Here is a 21,154-nt window from a genome sequence, read left to right as displayed (position 1 = left end):
CGTCATTGATACCGCGATGTGTCCACAGTGGACGGAGCCGTCAGCCGGGCTGGTGGGCGCCGGTCATGATCTCGGCGAGGTCGTCGGGGGCCAGGAAGGAGGGCGGCGGTGGCGGTCCCCAATTGAAGAGGCCCCGCGCACCTTCGAGCGTCTCCGGCGACCAGAGCTGGTCGTCGATGATGCAGTCCATGTCGGAGTAGTACTCGGAGAAGTTGCCGGCGGGATCCTTCAGGTACCAGAAGAAGTTCGATCCGGCGTGGTGGCGGCCGAGGCCCCACACATGCCGTTCCGGGTGGTCGGCGAGCATGGTCGCGGCGCCGCGGCCGACCTCGTCGACGTCGTCGACCTGCCAGGAACTGTGGTGCAGAAAGGTGACCGGGGCATGGAGGACGAGGACGTTGTGATGGTCGGTGGAGCAGCGCAGGAACGCACCGTGCCCCTTGATCCGGTCGCTGACCTTGAAGCCGATGAGATCGGTGAAGAACCGGATGCTCGCCTCGTAGTCGGTGGAGCCGACGACGACGTGGCCGAGTTTGCGCGGCCGTACGGTCGTTTCGCGCAGCACACCGGGGGCACGGCCGGTGCCCCGCTCGATCCGGCCCGGCCCGTTGTACGGGGTGGCCGGTGTCGGGGGCTGCTGGATCGGGCCGGCGATCTCGACCACGACGCGGGTTCCGGTCACGGGTTCGACCGTGTTCAGGGAGGTCCCGCTCTCGTCGGCGAGTGCCCCGGCCGCCCGCAGGCGGTGGGCGATGGCGGCGATGTCGTCGAGGTGCTCCGCGCCGATCCTCAGCTCGATCAGCCGCCGGGTCGGCGCGTGCACGACCCGCAGCTGCCGCCCTCCGTCGGTGCTGGCCAGCCATCCTCCGGGCTGCGCGCCCAGCCCGAACTCGGAGTAGTACGCGATCGTCTCCGCGACATTGGGCACGCCGATGGTGATCGCGGTCAGTCGGTGGAGCGGCATCGTTACCGCCCTCCTTTCCTTGTGTCAGGCGGCAACCAGCTGATGGCGCATCTCGCCGACACCTCGGACGTAGCTGACGAGCTCGTCGCCCGGCTTGAGCCAGCGGGGCGGCGTCCGGCCGAGGCCGACCCCGGACGGGGTGCCCGTGAAGATGACGTCGCCGGGCAGCAGCGGCGTGACCGCGGACAACTGGGCGATCAGCTCGGACACCGGGAAGACCATGTCGCGGGTGTGGCCCTTCTGCACCTGCTCACCGTTGATCAGGCAGCCGAGCTCGAGATCGTCCCGATCGGGCAGCTCGTCGGGAGTGACCACCACGGGCCCGATCGGCCCGAAACCCGGATGCGACTTGCCCAGGCTGAACTGTGGCGCCGGACCGCTGCGCTGCAACACGCGCTCGGAGATGTCCTGTCCGACCGAAAGACCGGCCACATGTGACCAGGCGTCCTCAGCCGGTACGCGATGTGCGTGCCGCCCGATGATGGCGACCAGCTCGACTTCCCAGTCCACCTCACCGGGCGGCACCGGGATCGTCCCGAACGGTCCGGCCAGCGAGGTCACGAACTTGGTGAACACGGTCGGGATCTCGGGCACCGCGAAATGCGATTCCGCCGCGTGCTCGGCGTAGTTCAAGCCGATCGCGAAGATCTGCCGCGGTGCGGGCACAGGGTTCTCGTAGGACTCCTCGGGCACTTCGCGGGCGTCGGACACCCCCCCGGCCGCCGCGAACTCCAGTACCTCGTCCCAGCGCTCGTAGGCCTGCTGAGGGTCGGCCGGCAGCCGGCCGCCGCTCGCGGTGTTGAGGTCCAGCACCCGACCAGGGGCGATGACCTGGTGGAGCCGACCGGAGATGGTGGCAAATCGCACGCGACTACTCCTCGTTAAGGCTGCCGCCTCGGCGGCCGCACTGGCTTCGCTGCCGGTGGACCATGTCTACGCCCCGTCGGTCGAATGGTCAATACTCTTTCGAAAGTTAGGACAACGTTCGCATTAGCGGGTAAGGTACGAAGCGTGGCGAAACAAGGAACGGCCGGGACCCGCACCGACGAGGTGCACCGCCGGCTGCGCAGTGACATCCTCGGCGGGCGGCTGGTGCCGGGTGCCCGGCTGAAGTTCCCGGAGTTGTGCGAGAGCTACAGCGTCAGCGTCGGCGCCGCGCGCGAAGCGCTGACCCGCCTGATGGCGGAGGGGCTGGTCAAAAACCAGGCCCACCAGGGTTACATCGTGACCCCGCTGTCGCACGAAGACCTGGCGGACCTCACCCGCGCCCGGGTCGAGGTCGAATCGCTCGTGTTGCGCCTGTCCGTGCTGGAGGGCGACGTGCAGTGGGAATCACGGGCGGTCGCGGCACATCACGTGCTCGAACGCGCGGTCTTCCTCAGCGACGACGACCCGGGGCACCCGACGGACGAGTGGGCGGCCGCGCACGCCGCGTTCCATCTCGCCCTGATCGACGGCTGCACCAATCGCCGGCTGCTCAGTACCGCGCGCAACCTCCGCGAGGAGGCCGAACTCTACCGCCAGTGGTCGGTGTCGTTCGGTCAGGAACCCGACCGCGACCTCGCCGGCGAGCACCGGGCCCTGCTGGAGGCGGCCATCGGGCGCCAGGCCGAGCAGGCCGCCCAGCTCATCCGCGACCACATCGCCCACACCGCCCAGTTGCTGATCAGCGTCGCCACCGACGAACCCAACACCAACGGCTTGCGTTCCCCGGCGAAACAGGAGAAATGATGACCAGGATCGCCGTTCTCGGCACCGGCGCCAACGGCGGATCGATCGGCGCCGACCTCACCCGCGCCGGTCTGGACGTGACCTTCATCGAGCAGTGGCCCGAACATGTCGCCGCGATGCGCGAACACGGGCTCCGCGTCGAGATGCCGGACGCCAGCGAAGAAACCCCGGTCCGCGCCCATCACCTCTGCGAGGTCGCGACCCTGCGCACCCGGTTCGACGTCGTTTTCTTGCTGGTAAAGGCTTATGACACGCGCTGGGCCTGTGAACTGATCAAGCCGCTCGTCGCCGGGGACGGCGTCGTCGTCGGCGTCCAGAACGGCATGACGCTCGAAACCATCGCCGACGTCGTGGGTGCCGACCGTGCCGTCGGCGCCGTGATCGAGGTCGCGTCGAACATGTTCACTCCCGGGGTCATCCACCGCGACACGCCGCGCTCGCAATCCTGGTTCGCCGTCGGCGGCCTCACCCCGGACTCGCAGGCGCGTGCCACGCAGGCGGCGGCGTTACTGCGGAACTCCGGAACCGTCGAGGTCTCCGACGACATCCTGTCCTCGAAATGGATGAAGCTCGTGGCCAACTGCACCGAGCTCGTCACCTCCGCGGTGCTGAACCTGACCGTGCACGAAGCCGCCGCCATCCCCGGCGTCCGCGAGATCATGGTCGAAGCCGGCAACGAGGCGGTCCGCACCGGGATCAGCCTCGGCCACACCATGCGGCCGGTCCTCGGCCTCACCGCCGCTGACTTCGCCGACCCGGAGAAGATCGCGGCGACCCTGCTGGACACCGTGCACGACAAGTTCGTCACCCCCGGCCAGCAGACCACCGTCCTGCAGGACTGGATCAAAGGCCGCCGGAGCGAGGTCCACCAGATCAACGGCCACATCGTCGCCCAGCAGGCCCGCCTCGGCGGCCGCGCCCCGGTCAACGAGCGTGTCGTCGAGATCGCCGCCCGGATCGAGGAGGGCGAGCTCGAACCCGAGCCTGCGGTGGCCGACCTCCTGCTGAGCGCGACAGTCGGCTAGCGACCGGCCCGGTCTACGTGGCTTCGAGGTGGGCGATCGCGTAGAGCCGGGCGCCACGGGTCACCGTGTGAAACGTCGCGGCGACTGCCCGATGGAGCGCGGAGATCCGGCCCATGACGTCGTGCTCTCCGCGCAGCGTCCAGCCGGGAGCCAGCCCGGCCAGTCGCCGACCGACCCGTCCGTGCTGACCCGCATCGACGACGGCCCCCTGCTGGACGGGCTGAACTCCGCCTGGCGCGCCACCCATCCCGGCGCGGCCGATCTCGTCGCGCACTCGGTCGACGACGACGCCATGCTGCTGTGGTTCACCGACCGCTCCCCCCCGCGATCGCGTTCGCCAAGAACTACCTGCTCGCGCAATCCGGCACCGGGGCGACGTCAACTCCGACCCACGTCACGCCTGCCGGGACCGAGCCCCGCAGCCGCTGGCGGCGGGTGCACAGGCCGATGCCCGCGGAGATCACCAGGCCGTCGGGATGTGCCTGGCAGAACCGCTCGGTCAGGTCGTCGAAGATCGCGGCACGCCAGACGGCGCCCGCGACGTTGCCGCGATCGCGCAGCACAACCGGCGCGGTCACGTCCGCCGAGGCCAGCAGTCCGGCGGCGAGCGGATCGGTGAAACCCGCGCCCGGCACCAGTTTCGCCGCGTGGGCGCGGGCGTACAGCGGGGTGTACAAGGTCATCGCCACCGGGTCCAGGGCAGGTCCGCGCATGCCGTTCCCCTTGGCTCGTGATTAGGTAAGCCTAACCATATACGCCGATCCGGCGTGCGGCCAAGAGTCAGTCGAGGGCGGCGAGCCGGTCCGGGTCGGCGAACACGTCCAGCGCCGCGATTTTGTCGTGGACGACGGTGAACGCCAGCACCGTCACCATCCGTCCATTGTGGACAACAATCGCGCCGGCGGCGTTGTTGACCAGAGCGGGCCGGACGAACGGGGCCAGCTGGGCGAACATGACAGCTTGTTTCGCCACCTCGCGCGCCCCGCGCAGCACCCGCGACACGTTCGGCCGGGCCGCGCCGCCGTCCCCGCGCAGCACGACGTCCGGGGCCAGAACCTCCACCAGCGCACCGAAATCGCCGCTCCGGGCCGCGGCGAAAAACGCGTCGACCACCTCGCGCTGCCGGATCAGATCGGCGTCGGGAACCGGGGTGCCGTGGACGCGGCGGCGGGCCCGGCTGGCGAGCATCTTGGCCGCCGCCGGCGAGCGCTCCAGCAGCACGGCGATCCGGTCGAACGGAACCGCGAACATGTCGTGCAGCACGAACGCCAGCCGCTCCGCCGGGGTGAGCGTGTCGAGGACGACGAGCAGCGCGAGGCCCACCGCGTCGGCGAGCACCGTTTGATCTTCCGGTTGATCGTCCGCCGGCCAGGGCTCGACGATCGGGTCCGGCAGGTGCACCCCGAGCGGTTCCTCCCGGCGCGCCGCCCGCTGCCGCAGCATGTCGAGGCACACGCGCGCGACCACGGTCGTCAGCCATGCCGACAGGTTGTCGACGTCGTTGGTGTCCGTCCGGCTCAGCCGCAGCCAGGTTTCCTGCACCGCGTCGCCGGCGTCGCTGCGCGAACCGAGCATCCGGTAGGCGACCGCGGTCAGCTGCGATCGCCGCTCCTCGAACCGGTGCACCAGCCAATCCTGATCGTCCACCGCGTTACCTTCCCGCCTTCTTCGCCGTCATAGCAGAGACGGAGCGCGCCGGCGAAAGGTAACGCGAGGAGGTCACCCATGCCACGTATCGAGGGAATCAGCGACACCCGCGCCGGACCGGCCGTACGGCTGGTCTACCACTTCACCCGCCGCGGCCTCACCCGGCTCAGTGACCAGGCGCCCGAGGCGATGCTCGACCCGCTGCGGCTCTACGCCCACCTGCCGGGTCTGCTTTTCGGTTACGCCGCACTGGAAACCGCCACCGGCAGGCTCAAGCGACTGGACCGGCGGTTACGGGCGCTGGCCGAGCTCAAGGCCGCCAACCTGGTGGCCTGCGCGTACTGCATCGACCTGGGTTCGGTGGTCGCGCGGCGCTGGGGCCTGGCCGACGCCGAAGTGGGCGCGCTGGCCGCCTACCAGGACAGCCCGCTGTTCACCGAACTGGAGAAGCGGGTGCTCGACTACGCGGCCGGGATGTGCCGCACCCCTGCGCATGTCCCGGACGAGGTGTTCGCGGCGCTCCGCGCGCACCTCACGGACGCCCAGCTCGTCGAGCTGACCCATGTGATCGCACTGGAGAACCTGCGCAGCCGGTTCAACATCGGCCTCGGCATCGGTGCCGCCGGGTTCGTCACGGAAGGAGAGCGCTCATGACCATCGCACCGGCGAGAGAAGACCACGCACTGAAAAGCGCACCGGGCTTCACCGTCCTCAATGGACTAGTGTTGCTGGGTGTGCTTTTCCAAGGCGTGTCAGCGGGTTTGTTCATGGGCCGCCTCGGCACGGCGTGGGTACACGTGCACCAGATCACCGCGGTGGCGATGGCGCTCGTCGCGCTGGCCGCCGCGATCCTGGCGATCGTGACCCTGCGCCGCCGCCCGGTGCTCGTCGCGCAGTCCGTGGGTTTGTTCGTCCTGCTGGTCGTCGAGACCGGGCTCGGCGAAGCGGCCGGGGACCGGCACAGCCTGGTCGCCGCGCACGTGCCCGTCGCCATCTTGATCACGGCGTTGAGCGCGTATCTCACGGTCGCGGCGGCCAGGCCTTCGCGTTGAGCTACCGCTGGTCGGGCAGCACCTGCGTGTGCTCGATCCGGACCGCCTGCAGCGCCGACGGGTTCAGCCGGAGCAGGCTGAGGATGGTCGGCGCGATCTGGGTGGTTTCGACGGTGCTGCCGACCACGTCGTGTGCCACGCGCGGACCGCTGACGACGAGCGCCACGTCACGGTCGTCCGGGGCCGCGCCGCCGTGCTCGGCGATCTTCTTCTTGCCACCGGTGTAGACCACGCCGTACTGGGCGACCCCGAAGAGATCCGGCACCCGCGCGTCGCCGGCGGACACGTGGAAGTAGTCCGCGCCGGAGTAGACCGCCTGCAGTCCGGAGTGGACGAACGACTTCGGCTGACCGTTGATGCCGTTACCGGTGCCGGATTGCGCGAGCAGGTAGTTCTTGGCGAATGCGATCGCGGCGGGGGAGCGGTCGGTGAACCACAGCAGCATGGCGTCGTCGTCGACCGAGTGCGCGACGAGATCGGCCGCGCCGGGGTGCGCGGCACGCCAGGCGGAGTTCAGCCCGTCCAGCAGGGGGCCGTCGTCGATCCGGGTCAGCGCGGACGGGTCGATCGGCGACTGGCCGTGCTTCGCGGACAGGATGATCGTGGTGTTGCCGGCGAGGTGCTCCTTGCGCAGCTCGTCCCGCATCGCGCCGACCTGCCCGTTGACCCAGTCCAGGGTGTCCGACAGCAGTGGCCCGGGCGTCCCGTCCGGGAGGTAGCCGCCCTGCTTTCCGTCCGAGGCAGGCAGTTTCTGCGCGGTCGACACGGCTTGGAAGTTCATCCCGAAGACGGCCGGCGTGCCGGGTTTGGTGGTGCGGCTGTGGTCGTAGCCGTCGATCTCGTTGAGCACCGCGCGCACCTTGTAGCCGTCGTAGGTGCGGGTGTCGGCGTTGTCCGTGGTCCAGTCGCCGGTCGCGGTGCTGCTGTTGATCTCCGGGGTGAACAGGTCGTCGATACCCGCGCCGGACGGCCCGTTGAGCATCTCGTAGGCCGGGTGCTTGTCCGACCACGCCGTGCGCAGGCCCGCCTGGTGCGCGACCTCGAACACCGTGTTGACCTTCAGGTACTGGTCCGGGTAGACCGGCTTGCAGGTCGCCGGGTCGACCGGCAGCGCGGCGGGGTTGAGCAGGGTCTGCGGCTTGCCGGTCATCGCGAGCACCCCGTTCGGCAGGCCAGGAAGCCCCTGCCCGGCGTCGATGCTGTTCTTGTTCTTGTCGAGATCCTCGGTGTAGTCCACCTCGGCGCCCGGCTTGGCCCCGGCACACGACGTGGTGCCGGCGGGCAGCAGGCGCGCGTTGTAGGTGTCGTCGTAGTAGACGCCGGTGGTGCCAGGATTGCCGCCGGTGACCTGCGCGACCATGCCGGGAAATGAATCCGACGGCACGGGCGTCCGGGCGTTCGTGTATTCGGTTCCCTGGTGCGTCAGCGCCGCGAGCGCCGAGCCGGGATGCTTCGCCACGTACCACGCGAGATCCGACTGGTGCAGACCGTCCACACTCAGCAGGAGCACATGTGCGCCACCGGGTTGCGCCTGTGCGGCCGGCACCGCCGCCGTACACCCGAGCAGCCCCACCGCCCCGGCCACTGCGGCCTGCCTCCATCGCTTACGCACCAACGGATTCCTCCTCGTACACGCGGCCGCGGGCCGCTCTGGACAACGCGTGCCACCGTGCGCCGTGGTGGTGAAGGATCCGGATTCGCAACAATAACAGGAAGCCACGTGAACATTAACAATGACAATTCCCGGAAAGATAATTCCGATTTCGGTGGAATTTGCCGACCGCTAACTCTGCACAATTCGGACGCCGCCCGAGGGGTGGTGAAACGGTGATCAGCACGACCGATTGACCCCACCGACGCGTTGACCGGCAACCGGCCCGCCGTGTGGCCACCGCCGGGGTTGGGCGGCAACGGGAACTCGCGCAGCGGTCGGCGTTGGTCACACGCAGCGGGGGCCGAGGTCAGCGCCTCTGCCGGGTGGGTGTGAAGAATCAGTGATCGCCCAGCACTGATCGGGCGGCGTCGATTTCGCCGGTGAGTGCTTCGCGGAGTCGTGGCGCATGGTGGGCGACGACGTCCCAGACGATGTCGTCGTCAACGGTCCAGTAGTTGTGGGCGATGCGGTTACGCATGCCTTTGATGAGGCGCCACGGCACGGTGGGATGAGAAACGATCCATGGCTCGCCGAGACGCTCGAGATCGGCCGCGAGCCGGATGACGTTGTACTGGCAGGCGCGAGCGACTGCGATGTCCGAGTCGTACGCCGGGCGGCCGCGTGCTGCCAGCTGGGTCATTTCGACCAACGTGGCATCGACGTAGAGCAGGCGTTCCGCGGTGCGCTCGTCCATGTCAGGCGGCGAAAGTAAGCGGACGGCGATGGCGGTTCACGCCGCGGCGGAGCAGGTCGTTGGACCGCAGTTCGGCGGTGGTGACGACGTCGACGGGACAGCCGAGCACGGCGGCCAGTTCCTCGTCGAGGCCGAGAATGTCCGCGACGGAGGCGTTCTGATCGAGCTCGATCAGCAGGTCGAGGTCTGAGTCGGGACCATCGTCGCCTCGGGCCACCGATCCGAAGACCCAGACCCGCGTGACGGGGTAGCGCGCGAACACCTCGCCGGCGGCCGCCCGGTGCTGCTCCAGCAATCGGGACGGGCGAATGGTGTTGACCAGTCGCGTCTCGAGGTGGAAGCCCGCGGCCTCGAGGAGGCGTTCCAGCATCGCGACCGATGGCTGCCGCCCGCCGGACTCGACGGTCGCCACCGTCGACTGGGGCACCCCGGCCGCGCGGGCGAGTTCTCGTTGCGACATGCCGCGCCTGTCGCGCGCTTCGGATACGAGCTTGGCTGCGGTGGCAGATGCGCGACCGGTCGTGCTGTCCGCTGCGGTCATGACCCGATGATAGCGGATCCGCTATCACCTCCGGCGACCCCACGACGTCCGGGCCGGCCGCGGTGAGCGGCCGGCCCGGAACGTGGTGGTGCATCAGGCGATGTCGTACCGGTCCAGCATCATGACCTTGTCCCACGCGGCCACGAAGTCGCGCACGAACTTCTCCTTCGCGTCATCCGCGGCGTAGACCTCCGCGACGGCGCGCAGTTCGGAGTTCGCGCCGAACACGAGGTCGGCGCGGCTGCCGGTCCACTTGACCTCGCCGGTCGCGCGGTCGCGGCCTTCGAAGGTCTCCTGGTCCTCGGACGTCGACTTCCACTCGATCCCCATGTCCAGCAGGTTCGCGAAGAAGTCGTTGGTCAGCGACCCCGGCGTCGAGGTGAGCACGCCCAGCTTGGACTGCTGGTAGTTCGCGCCCAGCACCCGCAGCCCGCCGACGAGCACGGTCAGCTCGGGCGCGCTCAGGTTCAGCAGGTTCGCGCGGTCGATCAGCAGGTACTCGCTCGGCAGCCGGTTGGCCTTGCCGCGGTAGTTGCGGAACCCGTCGATCGCCGGCTCCAGCGGGGCGAACGACTCGGCGTCGGTCCACTCCTGGGTGGCGTCGGTGCGGCCGGCGGTGAACGGCACCTGGACGTCGACCCCGGCGTCCTTGGCGGCCTTCTCCACCGCGGCGACTCCGCCGAGCACGATCAGGTCGGCCAGCGAGACCTTCTTACCGCCGGACTGGGCGCTGTTGAAGGACTCCTGCACGCTCGCGAGCGTGCTCAGCACCTGGGCCAGCTGGTCGGGCTCGTTGACCTCCCAGCCGCGCTGCGGCTCGAGCCGGAGCCGCGCACCGTTGGCGCCACCGCGCTTGTCACCAGTGCGGAACGTCGAAGCCGACGCCCACGCGGTGGAGACGAGCTGCGCCACGGTCAGGCCGGAGTCCAGGATCTTCGCCTTGAGGTCCGCGATGTCCGCGTCGCTGACCAGCTCGTGGTCGACGGCGGGCACCGGGTCCTGCCAGATCAGCGTCTCCTGCGGCACCAGCGCACCCAGGTAGCGCTGGACCGGGCCCATGTCGCGGTGCGTCAGCTTGTACCAGGCACGGGCGAACGCGTCCGCGAACTGGTCCGGGTTCTCGTGGAAGCGCCGGGAGATGGGCTCGTACACCGGGTCGAACCGCAGCGCGAGGTCGGTGGTGAGCATGCTCGGCTTGCGGGGCGGGTCACCGGCCTCCGGGCCGGGGATGATCGCCTCGGCGTCCTTCGCCACCCACTGGTTGGCACCCGCGGGGCTCTTGGTCAGCTCCCACTCGTAGCCGAACAGGTTGTCGAAGAACCCGTTGCTCCACTGGGTCGGCGTGGCGGTCCAGGTGACCTCGAGGCCACTGGTGATCGCGTCGCGGCCCTTGCCGGTGCCGAACTTGTTCTTCCAGCCGAAGCCCTGGTCCTCGATCGGCGCGCCCTCGGGCTCGGCGCCGACGTTCTCGTCGGCGTCACCCGCACCGTGGGTCTTGCCGAAGGTGTGCCCGCCGGCGATCAGCGCGACGGTCTCCTCGTCGTTCATCGCCATCCGGCGGAACGTCTCGCGGATGTCCCGCGCGGCGGCCAGCGGGTCCGGGTTGCCGTTCGGGCCTTCCGGGTTGACGTAGATCAGGCCCATCTGGACGGCGGCCAGCGGCGCCTCCAGCTCGCGGTCACCGGAGTAGCGCTCGTCGCCGAGCCAGGTGCGCTCGGGGCCCCAGTACACGTCCTGGTCGGGCTCGTACACGTCGGCGCGGCCGCCGGCGAAGCCGAAGGTCGTGAAGCCCATGGTCTCCAGCGCGCGGTTGCCCGCGAAGATCATCAGGTCGGCCCACGAGATCTTGCGCCCGTACTTCTTCTTGACCGGCCACAGCAGACGGCGGGCCTTGTCCAGGTTTCCGTTGTCCGGCCAGCTGTTCAGCGGTGCGAAGCGCTGCATGCCGGCGCCCGCACCCCCGCGGCCGTCGTCGATCCGGTAGGTGCCGGCGCTGTGCCAGGCCATCCGGATCATCAGGCCGCCGTAGTGACCGAAGTCCGCGGGCCACCAGTCCTGCGAGGTCGTCAGCACCGCGTCGACGTCGGCGGCCAGCGCGTCGAGGTCGACGGTCTGGAATTCCTTGGCGTAGTCGAAGTCCTCGCCCATGGGGTTGGCCACGGCCGAGTGCTTCCGGAGGATCGACAGGTTGAGCTGGTTCGGCCACCAGTCGCGGTTGCTGCCACCCTCGGTCGGGTGCGCGAAGCGTCCGGTGTGGACCGGGCACCCGCCCGCGCTCTCCACGTTGAGTTCGCCTACTTCGGCGTTCGGGCTGTCAGACACGGGAATCCTTCCGGGAATCAGTGTTGGTTGCGGTGGAACAGTCGGGGCACAGGCCCCAGTAGATGACCTCGGCTTCGTCGATCGTGAAGCCGTGGTCGTCGGACGCGGTCAGGCACGGTGTCGCGCCGATGGCACAGTCCACGTCCTCGATGGCGCCGCACGAACGGCACACGACGTGGTGGTGGTTGTCTCCGACGCGCGCTTCGTAGCGTGCGACGGAGCCCGTCGGTTCGATGCGCCGCACCAGGGCGGCCGCGGTCAACGCGCTCAGCACGTCGTAGACGGCCTGGTGGGAGACTTCGCCGAGATCCGCACGCACGACATCGATGATCGAGCCGGTGTCCGCGTGTGGATGGTCGTGCACCGCGGACAGCACAGCCAACCGGGGGCGGGTCACCCGCAGAGCCGCCCCGCGCAGCATGCGCTCGAAGTCCGAAGTCGTCGGCACGCCCCGCAGTCTGCCGCATAATCTTGAATGAATCAAGATTGGGCCCCCGATGGTGTCAGCGACGCCGGGTGAGCCACCAGGTACCGCCGATGACGAGCAGCGCGAAGACCAGCAGGCCGCCGCCGAACGTCGCGATGATCCCGATCCGGTCGCCGACCGAGAGCGTCCCGGCCAGCGTGACCTGCAGCGACCCGACGGCGAACGCGATCGCGGCGGTGAAGAGGGTGACCAGCTCCATGGCGCGGACGGTGGAGGTCGCCACGGTGCGGCGCAGCTCGGCGTTGCCGGCTTCCTGTTCGGTCCAGCGCCGCTGCTGCTCATCCGACCACGCGGCCAGCTGCAGGCCTGTTTCGATCGTGGTGCGTTCCCGGAGGAACTGTTCCTGCAGGAGTTCGTGGCTGCCGCGGTTCCCGGTCGCGGGCAGCAGCAGGAGCGCTGTGTCGATGCTGTCGAGTGCCTTGTCGTGATCGCCGCACATCCGCTGCCCGGCGGCGAGGCGGAAACGGAAAATGTGGTTCTCGGGGAACGCCTCGACGGCCTCTTCGGCTCGTGCGCACAGAAGTTCGCCCTTGCCCTCGAACGGCGGCGAGGCCGAGATCCCGTGTAGACAAACGTCCAGCACGTGCTCCGTCCGGCCCGGAAAGGTCCAGGCCAATTCCAGCCGGGTGAGGGCGTGTGCGGTGGTGATCGTCCGGCTGCCGAAGGCGGAAAGCGCTTCCAGCGCGACGAAAAGCGGATCCGTACGGTATTCGTGACAGGCGAGCGCGAGCAACGACGAATCGAGGAACCTGCGCAGCTCGTCGAAAGCGAAGTTCGACCGCAGCTTCGCGGCGTGGTAAAGCGTTGCGAAGAAGGCGATCGCGGCCGATCCCCGGTGTTCTTCGAGGATCCAGCCGCTGGCTTCGGTGAGCTCCCCGGCGGCCTCGACGTTGTCCCTGGTGATGAATCCGTAGCCCAGCGCCCATTTCTGAGTGACCACCGTGCGGTGGCCGTCGTCGACCGAGCGGGCCAGCCAGTCCGCGCAGCGGGCGGCGGTGTCCACGGTGGGCAGTTCGAGGAACCGGAGCCGCCAGTACCGATCGGCGCAGATGAGGAAGGGATCGGCCGCGAAGTCGGCCGAGTGCACCTGGAACGGTGGTTCCGCGCCGGCCGTGATCAGCTCGGCCGCGGCCGACTCGCAGATGCGGTCCAGCTCGCGTGAGCCCGTGGTGGCCGCTTGGCGCAGGCTGTCCACGAGGGCCTTCTCGTCCATGTTTCCCTCCACCAAGTGTGATCGACCCACTACTTACCACACTCGGTGGCTGGGTAAGTGGTAAACACAAGCGGTGTGGGTTGACGTGGTGACCGCGGTGCACGCTGCCTATGCGTCCTTCCTTCCCGCGGCCTACGCGTCGCTGCGGGCGCAGACCCATCCGTCGTGGCGATGGCTGGTCCAGATCGACGGGGTCAACGATTCCGCCGTCCGCACCGTGCTGGAACTGACCGGTGCGGCGGACGACGACCGGGTCCTGGTGGACAGCAATCGGGACCTCACCGGCCCGGCGATCACCCGGAACATCGCGGCGGCGCGGGCCGAAGCGCCGCTCCTGCAGAACCTCGACGCCGACGATCTCCTGGAGGCGGACGCCATCGGGCTACTGGTGTCGGCGATGCGAGCGCATCCGGCGGCGGGGTTCGCGGTCGGCCACGCTCGCGATCTCCTGCCAGACGGTTCCTTGCGAGAACACGAGCTGTCGCTCGCTCCTGGCGTGCTGGCGCGGGGAACGTTGTCCGACGCGTGGTTGAACGATCCCGGGAACGATCGGCTTCCCGTCCACCCGGCCGGGGCGATGTGGCGGCGTGCGCTGGTGGTCGAGCTCGGCGGCTGGACGGCGTTGCACGGCATGGAGGACACCGGCCTGCTCATGGCGGCGTCGGCGGTCGCCGAGGGAGTTCTGGTCGACGCGCCGACGCTGCGCTATCGCAAGCACCCCCGCCAGCGGTCGATTCGCACGAAAGAGTCGAAATTCGCCGGAGGGGGGGCACACATTTCGCTCGTGCGGCAGCGGGTCGAGATCCTGGCCGCGGGGCCCGGCTGGTCAGGATCGGGCCGCGGTGACCACCACCGCGCTGTAGCGCATCGTGAAGCCGCCGCCGATTTCGTCGATCGCGGCGGCGAAGCCGGCCAGTAGTTCGTCCACTGTGGACTTCGGGAATCCGCTGGCGCCGCCGAAGGTGGGCGCCAGTTCCAGCCACTCGTCGCGGGTGTAGTACCGCTCCCAGTCGAACCGCCACCGTTCGGACTCGCCGAACGCGCCGGTCTGTGCGATGCCGTCGGCCGCCTTCGTCAAGAACGCCGAATACGCGTCCACGCCCGGCAGCGCCACTCGGCCTGCTGGGGAGTCGGGCAGTATCCGGCGGTAGACCGCGGCGAACGCTTCGCCCAGACCGGGCGGTGGCTCGAACGCGTTCCAGAACAAGGCGATCCGGCCGCCGGGGCGCAGTGCCTCGGCCGCCTTTGCCGCTCCTGCCACCGGATCCACCCAGTGCCACGCCTGCCCGGCGATCACCGCGTCGAAGCTCCGGCCGGCCGGATCCCACGCTTCGAAGGTCGTCACCTCCACGTCGAGACCGCGGTGCCGCGCCAGTTCGGCCATCCGCTCGTCCACCTCGACGCCGAGCACGTGGCAGCCCGCCGCCTGGAACTGCCGCGCCGCGATTCCCGTGCCACAGCCGACATCGACGACGTCCGGTCCGGGGCTGGCGGCGGCGATCGCCGCCACCATGGCCTCGGGATAGCTCGGCCGGGTCCGGTCGTAGCGCTCGGCCTCCGCGCCGAACGACTCCGCCACCTCACGCTGCCGGTGTGGATCCGAGGGTGCAGTGGACATGCGTCCACTAGAGCACCGGAAGGGGAGCGGTGCCACCCGGGGGCAGGCCCGCGGCCTGTTGCGGCGGCATACCGGGTTTGTCTGGCCTCGGATTGGTGGCCCCTCGTCGTGGTCTTCGGCATTTAAAGGACAAGTTCGCGATCCAGCGTGCCCAGGTGGAGCACATCCCGTACGAGCCGAGGACGAGCTCTGGCTGGTCGACGGCGGAATGGGCGACGCGCTCAGCGGGCGGCGCCCGGCTGGTAGCCCGCCCACTGCCGGTCGCCGAGTTTCATCAAGTGTTCCAGCAGGGTCGCGAGCACCTTCTTGCCCGGCTCGCGGCGGCGCGCGTCGCACAGGACCACCGGGATGTCCTGGTCCAGATCGAGCGCGTCGCGCACTTCCGCGGCGTGGTACACGGGTGCGTGGTCGAAACAGTTGACCCCGACGACGAACGGCACGCCCCGGCGCTCGAAGAAGTCCACCGCCGCGAAGCTGGTGTCCAGCCGCCGCGTGTCGGCGAGCACGACCGCGCCGAGCGAGCCGCGAGCGAGTTCGTCCCACATGAACCAGAACCGTTGCTGGCCCGGCGTTCCGAACAGGTAGAGCACGAGTTCGGGACTGATCGTGATGCGCCCGAAGTCGATGGCGACCGTCGTGGTCGTCTTGGCCTCGAGTCCGTTGAGGTCGTCCACCCCTGATCCGGCGTCGCTCAGGATCTCCTCGGTGCGCAGCGGGCGGATCTCGCTCACCGCGCCGACCATGGTGGTCTTGCCGACGCCGAACCCGCCCGCCACCAGGATTTTCACCGCCGTGGCCAGCGCCGGGGCGGTGCGCTCAGAGCCTTCTAATGCCATCGAGGACCGCCTGGAGTAGTTCTCTGGTGGGGATTTCCGTGCTGGGCGGGGACCGGTGGATCAGGTACCCGCGCTCGATCAGGTCGCTCAGCAGCACCTTCACCACCATCAGCGGCAGGTCGGTCAGCGCCGAGACCTCGGCGACCGAGCACGGGTCGCGGCACAGCCGCACGATCTGTTCGTGCTCGGGGCTGACCGTCTCCCGGATCCGCTCGGTCACCGTGACCACCAGCGTGATCATCTCCAGGTCGGTGCGCGCGGGGCGGCTGCGCCCGCCGGTCAGGAAGTACGGCCGGACCAGCGGACCGGACTCGTCGTGCGCCGGATCGTCCATCAGCCTCACCGCCGGTCATGGGGCCCGCCGTCCGGCACTTCCGCAGGCCGCGGCGGCGCCGACATGTTCACACCGACCCGTTGCACAAGGCGGTTCATCTCGTACGCGACGAGGCCGAGATCGGCCCCGTGCCCGGCGAGCGTGGCCAGGCATGCGCCGCGGCCCGCGGCCATCACGAACAGGAAGGCGTTGTCCATCTCGACCAGCGTCTGCCGCACCCCGCCGCCGTCGAAATGCCGGGCGGCGCCACGGGAAAGGCTCTGGAACGCGGACGCCATGGCCGACAGGTGCTCACCGTCCTCTTCGGACAGTCCGTGCGAGCGGCCCATGAGCAGCCCGTCGGCCGAGAGCAGCACGGCCCGGTCGATGGTCACCACCCGGTCGACGAAATCGTCGAGCAGCCAGTTCAGGTCCACGTTTCTGGTTGTCTGTTCCACAGTTTCCTCGTCGTCTTCGCGGCGGCTCAGCCGAGCCACGTGTCGTCGTCGCCGGCCCGGCCGCGGCGGGTGCCGTCCTGGAAGGCGGCCATCAGGTTCCGTGCTTCGACGGCCGTCGCGTCGGGATCGGCCTCGGCGGTCGTGGTTTCGGGTTCGGGCAGCTCGTGCAGTTCGGGGGCGAGGCTCGCCTGGCGCCGGCGTTTCGGCAGCGGTGGCCGGTCGTCCGACGGCGGCAGCGCGGGCCACGCCGGGTTGCCTTCGGGCAGCATCGCCACGGTGGCCCGGTGTTTGGTCCGGGTTCCGGCCGTGGGGCTGATTTCCGGGGCGGCGCCCGCCTGCGCGGGCACCACGGTGTCGAACCAGTCGGTGTGCCTTTCGCCGTTCGTTTCGAGGTGTTTCACCGAGGCGAGCGCGCTGTTCGGAATCACCACCACGGCACGGATACCGCCGTAGGAAGATTCCAAAAGGGACACTCGGATGTCGTGCTGGCGGGCGAGCCGCGCCACGACGAAGAACCCGATCCGCGAGTCACCCGTCAGCGCCATCACCCCGAAGTCCGGTGGATGCTCCAACATGGTGTTGATCCGCTCGCGCTCCTCGACCGGCATGCCGAGCCCCTGGTCGTCGATCTCGAGCACGGCGCCCTTGCCGACCGGGTTGCCGCGCACCTCGATGCGGGATTCCGGTGGGGAGAAGGCGATCGCGTTGTCGACCAGCTCGGCGAGCAGGTGCATCAGGTCGGCCACCGCGCGTCCCGTCACCTGCAGCTGCGGGACGCGGCCGAACGTGATCCGGTGGTACTGCTCGGTTTCGGCGACGGCGCTGCGCGCGATGTCGAGCAGACTCACCGACGTCCGCCACTGCCGGGTGAGTCTGCCGCCGCCGAGCACGATCAGGTTTTCGGCGTTGCGGCGTTCCCGGGTGCTGAGGTGGTCCAGCTGGTAGAGCAGCTCGACCTGGTCCGGATCGTCGGCCGCGCGTTCGGCCTTGTCGAGCACCTGGAGTTGCCGGTGCACGACGGCCTGGCTGCGGCGGGCGATGTTGAGGAACACCGTGTTCGTGCCCTCGCGGAGGCGGGCCTCCTGGACCGCCGCGGCGACCGCGGCCTGCTGCGCCTTGGAGAACGCGTCGGCGACTTCGCCGATCTCGTCGGTGCCGTAGTCGAGTGCGGGCACCTCCTCGGTGACGTCGACGTGCTCGCCTTCCCGGATGCGGCCCACCACCTGCGGCAAGCGTTTGTCCGCCGCGATCGTGTCCGCGCGGAGCCTGCGCAAGCGGTGCACCAGGTTGTTGCTCAACCGGATCGCCAGCAGCAGCACGATGATCACGACCAGCAGGCTCGCGGCCGCGATGATCACCGAGCGCCGCAGCGTGTCGTCGGCGGTGCGCTTCTCCAGTGCGGCCGCGGCGCTGCCCAGGTCGCCGAGACCCAGACCGCTGATCTCGCCGGAGACCTGGCGCACCGCGTCCTGCCACTGCTGCATGGTCACCGGCAGCGAGGGGGTGGCGCCGGGGGAGAGCGGGCGCGGGTCGTAACCCTGGCGCACCATGGCGTTCTCCACGTCGCCGAGCAGGTTCCAGTCCGAAGAGGACTGTAACTGGGCGATCTTCTGCTGTTGCGCCAAGGGAAGCTGTGGACTGAGGCCGCTCAGCTCGGCGCGGTAGGCGCGGGTCAGCGAGTCGTAGGCGGCCAGCTCACCGGTGGTGAGCCCGCCGTTCCGGTACGCCGCGAGGGCGAGTGAGTTGCTGCGGTCGAGCCAGTCCGACACGCGCATCAGGTCGGCGGCGTGCGAACGCAGCAGTGCCACGTCCTTGTCCGTCGAATCGCGGCCGATCGCGCCGGCCGCGACGATCATCGCGTCGGCGATCGAGTTGTACGTGTCGTACACGGCGAGCCGGCCGACCTGGCCCTTGTCGATCTGCTCGCGGATCGGCGGCACCTGCCCCATCGTCTGCACGAACCGGCCGATCGAGGCGCGGGACTCCGGCGGCATCGCGTTCGCGACCTGCGTGGACACCTCACCGAACGCGGCCAGGAGCTGGTTGAAGCCGTTCCGGGCCGCGTCGAGCGCGGCCCTGTTCTGCGGCGAGGGATCGGCCGCGTAGGCGATGCTCGCGCGGCGTTCCTGGGTCATCGCCGGCATGAACGGCACCGCGAGGCTGTACCCGCGGGTCAGCAGCACGGCGGTGTCGCGTTTCTGCACGGCGGTGGTGATCAGATAGGCGTTGATGCCCACGCCGGCGGCGAGCAGCACGAAACCCGGAATCAGGGCGATCGCGAGCACGCGGGTCCGCAACGAGATCCTGGATTTGCGCCGGACCCGGGGCGAAGATCGGAGGGTCGTACTTATGTTTCCAAATTTCTTGGGCACTTCGTTGCCTTTCGACGAAAACGCTGGAGCTGGGCGCTCTCGTACGATCGGGGGACGGGGTGAAGAGCGGACGGGGTACACAATTAACCCAAGAGGCGGCCCGCGTCCAGTCCATTCGGCTGTTTTCAGCCGATTACCTTGAGCTACCGAAACTCAGTCGTTCGGAGTATTTCCGAATATCGGGATCTGCCTTAGGTTTCGGGTGCTACCAACGCGGTTCATGGACGCCGTACAACTCGGTCACATGATCGAATCACATGACGAGGTCAGTATTGTTGACGCGCGCACACCGGCCGAATTGGCTTATGACCGTATTCGGCATTCGGTCGATATGCGGCTTTCCCGGCTGGCGCTGATGCCCTGGAACCGCCGTTAGAGGGTGTCACTCGGTGGCCGGATCGGGATGAGCGCGTTGACTTCGGCCTTGAAGAGCTCCGCCGGGTCGAAACCCATTCCGTTGAAGTGGCCCGCGAGTTCGAGGCTGATCGCCCCGTGCATCCGGGTCCAGAACGCGAGCGCCAGGCGCGGCACGCCCCGTGGGACGGCGCGCTCGGTCACCCAGTCACTGTGCTCTTCCAGGTGCACGTCGAAGGGTGTGCGCCGGCCGGTGTCGCAGTGCTTGAACGCCTTGATCAGCATGGCCATGATCTCCGCCGCGATCTTGGTCGTCTCCGGCGGCGCATGGTACCCGGGAATCGGCGTGCCATGGAGGAGGAAGTAGCGGTGCGGGTTCGCGAGCGCCCACTGGCGTAGCGCGTCCGCGAGGAAATGCGGTTCGTTCCCGGTCCGCTCGGTCGCGTGGCGCAGGGCGTCGGCTTCCATCCGGTACGCGTCGACGACCAGCGCGGTGATGAGCTCGTCCCGGTTGGCGAAGTAGCGGTACAGTGCGGGGCCGCTCAGGCCCATCTTCTTCGCGATCGCGTTGAGCGACAGCGCCGAGGCGCCGGACGCCGCGATCTGCTCCCAGGCGTGGTCCTTGATCTCCGCGCGGACCTGTGCCCGGTATCGCTCACGTGGGCTTTCCACGAGCGACCCCCTTTCGACGCGCTTCAACTCTAGCTTGACCCTCTAACAGGTGCGTCATGTGATAACGAACCTGTTACCGATGTCACTGGCGCTAGCAGCTGTAACAGCATCGTGCTTCAGTTAGAACCTGTAACGAGGTGGACAGCTACTAACGGAGAATGTGATGACTCAGCTCAGGGAAGTGGTCCTGCCAGGAAAAGTGGAGCCCGAGGGGCTCGAACTGAGGCAGGGCCCGGTGCCGCGACCGGGCGCGGGACAGGTCCTCGTGGAGGTCGAGGCCACCGGCGTTTCCTTCGCCGAGCAGCAGATGCGCCGGGGCCGGTACTTCGACCAGCCGCCGTTCCCGTTCGTGCCGGGCTACGACCTGGTCGGCCGGATCGCCGTCACCGGCACCGGCGTCGACCCCGCGCGGGCCGGCGCCCGGGTGGCCGCGATGACGAAGATCGGCGGCTGGTCGAGCCATATCGTGCTGGACGCGGCGGATCTCGTCGACGTCCCGGACGGGATCGGCCCGGCCGAGGCGGAGACCGTCGTCGTCAACGGCATCACCGCCTGGCAGTTGGTGCACCGCAAGGCCCACGTCCGCGCCGGGCAGACCGTGCTCGTGCACGGTGCGAACGGCGGCGTGGGCATGGCACTCGTGCAACTCGCCCGCGCCGCCGGCGCCCGGGTGCTCGGCACGGCTTCGGCGCGGCACCACGACGCCCTGCGCGAGCTGGGCGTGACCCCGATCGACTACCGGACCGAGGACGTCCCCGCCCGCGTCCGGGAACTCGCCCCGGACGGCATCGACGCGGTGTTCGACCACGTCGGCGGGCGCGGTGTCATCGACTCCTGGAAGCTGCTGCGCCGGGGCGGCACCCTCGTCTCCTACGGCACCGCGTCGACCAGGGACGACACCGGTTCCAAGCGGTGGCCGCTGCTGAAGATCCTGGGCCGGGTGCTGCTGTGGAACGCGATGCCGAACGGCCGCCACGCCTACCTGTACAACATCTGGGCCGGCCGGAAGTACGCGGCGAACACCTTCCGCGCCCGCCTCCGCGAGGACCTGACCGCCGTCTTCGAGGCCGTGCGCACCGGCCGGATCACCACCCGGGTCGCGGCCGAGCTCCCGCTCGAACGCGTCGCCGACGCCGTCCGTCTCGCCGAGTCCGGCACGGTTGCCGGCAAGGTCATCCTCAAGCCCTGACCGGAAGCCGGG

At 69.1% G+C, this 21,154-nt stretch carries 24 protein-coding genes; 7 read left to right on the top strand and 17 right to left on the bottom strand.

Features of this window, described 5'->3' with window-relative positions; all coding sequences use genetic code 11:
- Window positions 1-40: 40 nt before the first annotated feature.
- Complete coding sequence (locus LOZ83_RS24005) at window positions 41-964, bottom strand: VOC family protein (RefSeq protein WP_236793730.1); 924 nt, start codon at window positions 962-964, stop codon at window positions 41-43.
- 24 nt (window positions 965-988) lie between these two features.
- Window positions 989-1,831: a fumarylacetoacetate hydrolase family protein gene (locus LOZ83_RS24000; RefSeq protein WP_236793728.1), complete on the bottom strand. Its 843-nt coding sequence runs from the start codon at window positions 1,829-1,831 to the stop codon at window positions 989-991.
- A 144-nt stretch (window positions 1,832-1,975) separates the two neighbouring features.
- Here LOZ83_RS24000 and LOZ83_RS23995 point away from each other — a divergent pair, with 144 nt between their 5' ends.
- Window positions 1,976-2,695, top strand: coding sequence for a GntR family transcriptional regulator (locus LOZ83_RS23995; RefSeq protein ID WP_236793726.1), 720 nt, complete (start codon window positions 1,976-1,978; stop codon window positions 2,693-2,695).
- On the top strand, window positions 2,695-3,720 hold the full coding sequence (locus LOZ83_RS23990; protein WP_236793724.1) for a ketopantoate reductase family protein: 1,026 nt from the start codon (window positions 2,695-2,697) through the stop codon (window positions 3,718-3,720). Before LOZ83_RS23995 ends, LOZ83_RS23990 begins: the two co-directional genes overlap by 1 nt.
- Before the next feature lie 13 nt (window positions 3,721-3,733).
- Here the strand turns inward: LOZ83_RS23990 and LOZ83_RS23985 are convergent, their stop codons facing one another.
- The 3 genes from LOZ83_RS23985 to LOZ83_RS23975 form a co-directional block, all read right to left on the bottom strand.
- Entirely contained in the window at window positions 3,734-3,994 is a 261-nt protein-coding gene (locus LOZ83_RS23985; protein WP_236793722.1) for a hypothetical protein, read from the bottom strand.
- A gap of 70 nt (window positions 3,995-4,064) precedes the next feature.
- On the bottom strand, window positions 4,065-4,433 hold the full coding sequence (locus tag LOZ83_RS23980; RefSeq protein WP_236793721.1) for a hypothetical protein: 369 nt from the start codon (window positions 4,431-4,433) through the stop codon (window positions 4,065-4,067).
- 67 nt (window positions 4,434-4,500) lie between these two features.
- The gene (locus LOZ83_RS23975; RefSeq protein ID WP_236793720.1) at window positions 4,501-5,367 is read right to left on the bottom strand and encodes a sigma-70 family RNA polymerase sigma factor; all 867 of its coding nucleotides are present in this window, start codon (window positions 5,365-5,367) and stop codon (window positions 4,501-4,503) included.
- A 78-nt stretch (window positions 5,368-5,445) separates the two neighbouring features.
- On the opposite strand from LOZ83_RS23975, the gene LOZ83_RS23970 reads away from it, so the two are divergent.
- Window positions 5,446-6,021, top strand: coding sequence for a carboxymuconolactone decarboxylase family protein (locus LOZ83_RS23970; RefSeq protein WP_236793719.1), 576 nt, complete (start codon window positions 5,446-5,448; stop codon window positions 6,019-6,021).
- On the top strand, window positions 6,018-6,419 hold the full coding sequence (locus LOZ83_RS23965) for a hypothetical protein (RefSeq protein WP_236793718.1): 402 nt from the start codon (window positions 6,018-6,020) through the stop codon (window positions 6,417-6,419). The genes LOZ83_RS23970 and LOZ83_RS23965 overlap by 4 nt, the downstream gene beginning before the upstream one ends.
- A 1-nt stretch (window position 6,420) precedes the next feature.
- On the opposite strand, the gene LOZ83_RS23960 is transcribed toward LOZ83_RS23965, so the two are convergent.
- The 6 genes from LOZ83_RS23960 to LOZ83_RS23935 form a co-directional block, all read right to left on the bottom strand.
- On the bottom strand, window positions 6,421-8,031 hold the full coding sequence (locus tag LOZ83_RS23960; protein ID WP_374202702.1) for an alkaline phosphatase family protein: 1,611 nt from the start codon (window positions 8,029-8,031) through the stop codon (window positions 6,421-6,423).
- A 379-nt stretch (window positions 8,032-8,410) separates the two neighbouring features.
- Window positions 8,411-8,767, bottom strand: a complete 357-nt coding sequence (locus LOZ83_RS23955) for a HepT-like ribonuclease domain-containing protein (protein ID WP_236793717.1) — start codon at window positions 8,765-8,767, stop codon at window positions 8,411-8,413.
- 1 nt (window position 8,768) lies between these two features.
- Window positions 8,769-9,308, bottom strand: coding sequence for a helix-turn-helix domain-containing protein (locus LOZ83_RS23950; protein WP_236793716.1), 540 nt, complete (start codon window positions 9,306-9,308; stop codon window positions 8,769-8,771).
- Between the two features lie 93 nt (window positions 9,309-9,401).
- A complete protein-coding gene (gene katG / locus LOZ83_RS23945) occupies window positions 9,402-11,630 on the bottom strand; it encodes a catalase/peroxidase HPI (protein WP_236793715.1) in 2,229 nt (742 codons plus the stop codon).
- Window positions 11,623-12,078, bottom strand: a complete 456-nt coding sequence (locus LOZ83_RS23940) for a Fur family transcriptional regulator (RefSeq protein WP_236793714.1) — start codon at window positions 12,076-12,078, stop codon at window positions 11,623-11,625. Before LOZ83_RS23940 ends, katG begins: the two co-directional genes overlap by 8 nt.
- 55 nt (window positions 12,079-12,133) lie before the next feature.
- Window positions 12,134-13,330 (bottom strand): hypothetical protein, encoded by a 1,197-nt coding sequence (locus LOZ83_RS23935; protein WP_236793713.1) that lies wholly within the window; start codon window positions 13,328-13,330, stop codon window positions 12,134-12,136.
- 73 nt (window positions 13,331-13,403) lie between these two features.
- On the opposite strand from LOZ83_RS23935, the gene LOZ83_RS23930 reads away from it, so the two are divergent.
- On the top strand, window positions 13,404-14,249 hold the full coding sequence (locus tag LOZ83_RS23930; RefSeq protein WP_236793712.1) for a glycosyltransferase family A protein: 846 nt from the start codon (window positions 13,404-13,406) through the stop codon (window positions 14,247-14,249).
- On the opposite strand, the gene LOZ83_RS23925 is transcribed toward LOZ83_RS23930, so the two are convergent.
- The 5 genes from LOZ83_RS23925 to LOZ83_RS23905 all read right to left on the bottom strand — a co-directional run bounded on the left by LOZ83_RS23925 (window position 14,157) and on the right by LOZ83_RS23905 (window position 18,852).
- Window positions 14,157-14,948 (bottom strand): bifunctional 2-polyprenyl-6-hydroxyphenol methylase/3-demethylubiquinol 3-O-methyltransferase UbiG, encoded by a 792-nt coding sequence (locus LOZ83_RS23925; RefSeq protein ID WP_236793711.1) that lies wholly within the window; start codon window positions 14,946-14,948, stop codon window positions 14,157-14,159. The two genes, LOZ83_RS23930 and LOZ83_RS23925, sit on opposite strands and share 93 nt — an antisense overlap.
- A gap of 221 nt (window positions 14,949-15,169) precedes the next feature.
- Window positions 15,170-15,784 (bottom strand): ATP/GTP-binding protein, encoded by a 615-nt coding sequence (locus LOZ83_RS23920; RefSeq protein WP_236793710.1) that lies wholly within the window; start codon window positions 15,782-15,784, stop codon window positions 15,170-15,172.
- Window positions 15,765-16,118 carry a DUF742 domain-containing protein gene (locus tag LOZ83_RS23915; RefSeq protein ID WP_236793709.1) on the bottom strand — a complete coding sequence of 118 codons (354 nt, stop codon included), beginning with the start codon at window positions 16,116-16,118 and terminating at the stop codon, window positions 15,765-15,767. Before LOZ83_RS23915 ends, LOZ83_RS23920 begins: the two co-directional genes overlap by 20 nt.
- 5 nt (window positions 16,119-16,123) lie before the next feature.
- Window positions 16,124-16,555 carry a roadblock/LC7 domain-containing protein gene (locus tag LOZ83_RS23910; protein ID WP_236793708.1) on the bottom strand — a complete coding sequence of 144 codons (432 nt, stop codon included), beginning with the start codon at window positions 16,553-16,555 and terminating at the stop codon, window positions 16,124-16,126.
- A gap of 26 nt (window positions 16,556-16,581) precedes the next feature.
- Window positions 16,582-18,852 (bottom strand): nitrate- and nitrite sensing domain-containing protein, encoded by a 2,271-nt coding sequence (locus tag LOZ83_RS23905; protein WP_236793707.1) that lies wholly within the window; start codon window positions 18,850-18,852, stop codon window positions 16,582-16,584.
- A gap of 295 nt (window positions 18,853-19,147) precedes the next feature.
- Here LOZ83_RS23905 and LOZ83_RS23900 point away from each other — a divergent pair, with 295 nt between their 5' ends.
- Window positions 19,148-19,303, top strand: coding sequence for a hypothetical protein (locus LOZ83_RS23900; RefSeq protein ID WP_236793706.1), 156 nt, complete (start codon window positions 19,148-19,150; stop codon window positions 19,301-19,303).
- Here LOZ83_RS23900 and LOZ83_RS23895 read toward each other — a convergent pair.
- Window positions 19,300-19,953, bottom strand: a complete 654-nt coding sequence (locus LOZ83_RS23895; RefSeq protein ID WP_236793705.1) for a TetR/AcrR family transcriptional regulator — start codon at window positions 19,951-19,953, stop codon at window positions 19,300-19,302. The genes LOZ83_RS23900 and LOZ83_RS23895 overlap by 4 nt on opposite strands.
- Before the next feature lie 163 nt (window positions 19,954-20,116).
- Between LOZ83_RS23895 and LOZ83_RS23890 the strand changes: the two genes are divergently transcribed.
- Complete coding sequence (locus LOZ83_RS23890; RefSeq protein ID WP_236793704.1) at window positions 20,117-21,142, top strand: medium chain dehydrogenase/reductase family protein; 1,026 nt, start codon at window positions 20,117-20,119, stop codon at window positions 21,140-21,142.
- Window positions 21,143-21,154: the final 12 nt, after the last annotated feature.

This window comes from Amycolatopsis sp. GM8, from assembly GCF_021653975.1.
Taxonomy (GTDB): Bacteria; Actinomycetota; Actinomycetes; order Mycobacteriales; family Pseudonocardiaceae; genus Amycolatopsis_E.
The sequence above is the reverse complement of the archived record's forward strand: the minus strand, read 5'-3'. Positions and strand labels throughout refer to the sequence as shown.

Excerpts from the sequence above, each read along its gene's own strand:
- LOZ83_RS24005 (WP_236793730.1), bottom strand. The coding sequence starts at position 964 with ATGCCGCTCCACCGACTGACCGCGATCACCATCGGCGTGCCCAATGTC.
- LOZ83_RS23990 (WP_236793724.1), top strand. The coding sequence starts at position 2,695 with ATGACCAGGATCGCCGTTCTCGGCACCGGCGCCAACGGCGGATCGATC.
- LOZ83_RS23980 (WP_236793721.1), bottom strand. The coding sequence starts at position 4,433 with ATGCGCGGACCTGCCCTGGACCCGGTGGCGATGACCTTGTACACCCCG.
- LOZ83_RS23970 (WP_236793719.1), top strand. The coding sequence starts at position 5,446 with ATGCCACGTATCGAGGGAATCAGCGACACCCGCGCCGGACCGGCCGTA.
- LOZ83_RS23965 (WP_236793718.1), top strand. The coding sequence starts at position 6,018 with ATGACCATCGCACCGGCGAGAGAAGACCACGCACTGAAAAGCGCACCG.
- LOZ83_RS23955 (WP_236793717.1), bottom strand. The coding sequence starts at position 8,767 with ATGGACGAGCGCACCGCGGAACGCCTGCTCTACGTCGATGCCACGTTG.
- LOZ83_RS23950 (WP_236793716.1), bottom strand. The coding sequence starts at position 9,308 with ATGACCGCAGCGGACAGCACGACCGGTCGCGCATCTGCCACCGCAGCC.
- LOZ83_RS23935 (WP_236793713.1), bottom strand. The coding sequence starts at position 13,330 with ATGGACGAGAAGGCCCTCGTGGACAGCCTGCGCCAAGCGGCCACCACG.
- LOZ83_RS23925 (WP_236793711.1), bottom strand. The coding sequence starts at position 14,948 with ATGTCCACTGCACCCTCGGATCCACACCGGCAGCGTGAGGTGGCGGAG.
- LOZ83_RS23920 (WP_236793710.1), bottom strand. The coding sequence starts at position 15,784 with ATGGCATTAGAAGGCTCTGAGCGCACCGCCCCGGCGCTGGCCACGGCG.
- LOZ83_RS23915 (WP_236793709.1), bottom strand. The coding sequence starts at position 16,118 with ATGGACGATCCGGCGCACGACGAGTCCGGTCCGCTGGTCCGGCCGTAC.
- LOZ83_RS23900 (WP_236793706.1), top strand. The coding sequence starts at position 19,148 with ATGGACGCCGTACAACTCGGTCACATGATCGAATCACATGACGAGGTC.
- LOZ83_RS23890 (WP_236793704.1), top strand. The coding sequence starts at position 20,117 with ATGACTCAGCTCAGGGAAGTGGTCCTGCCAGGAAAAGTGGAGCCCGAG.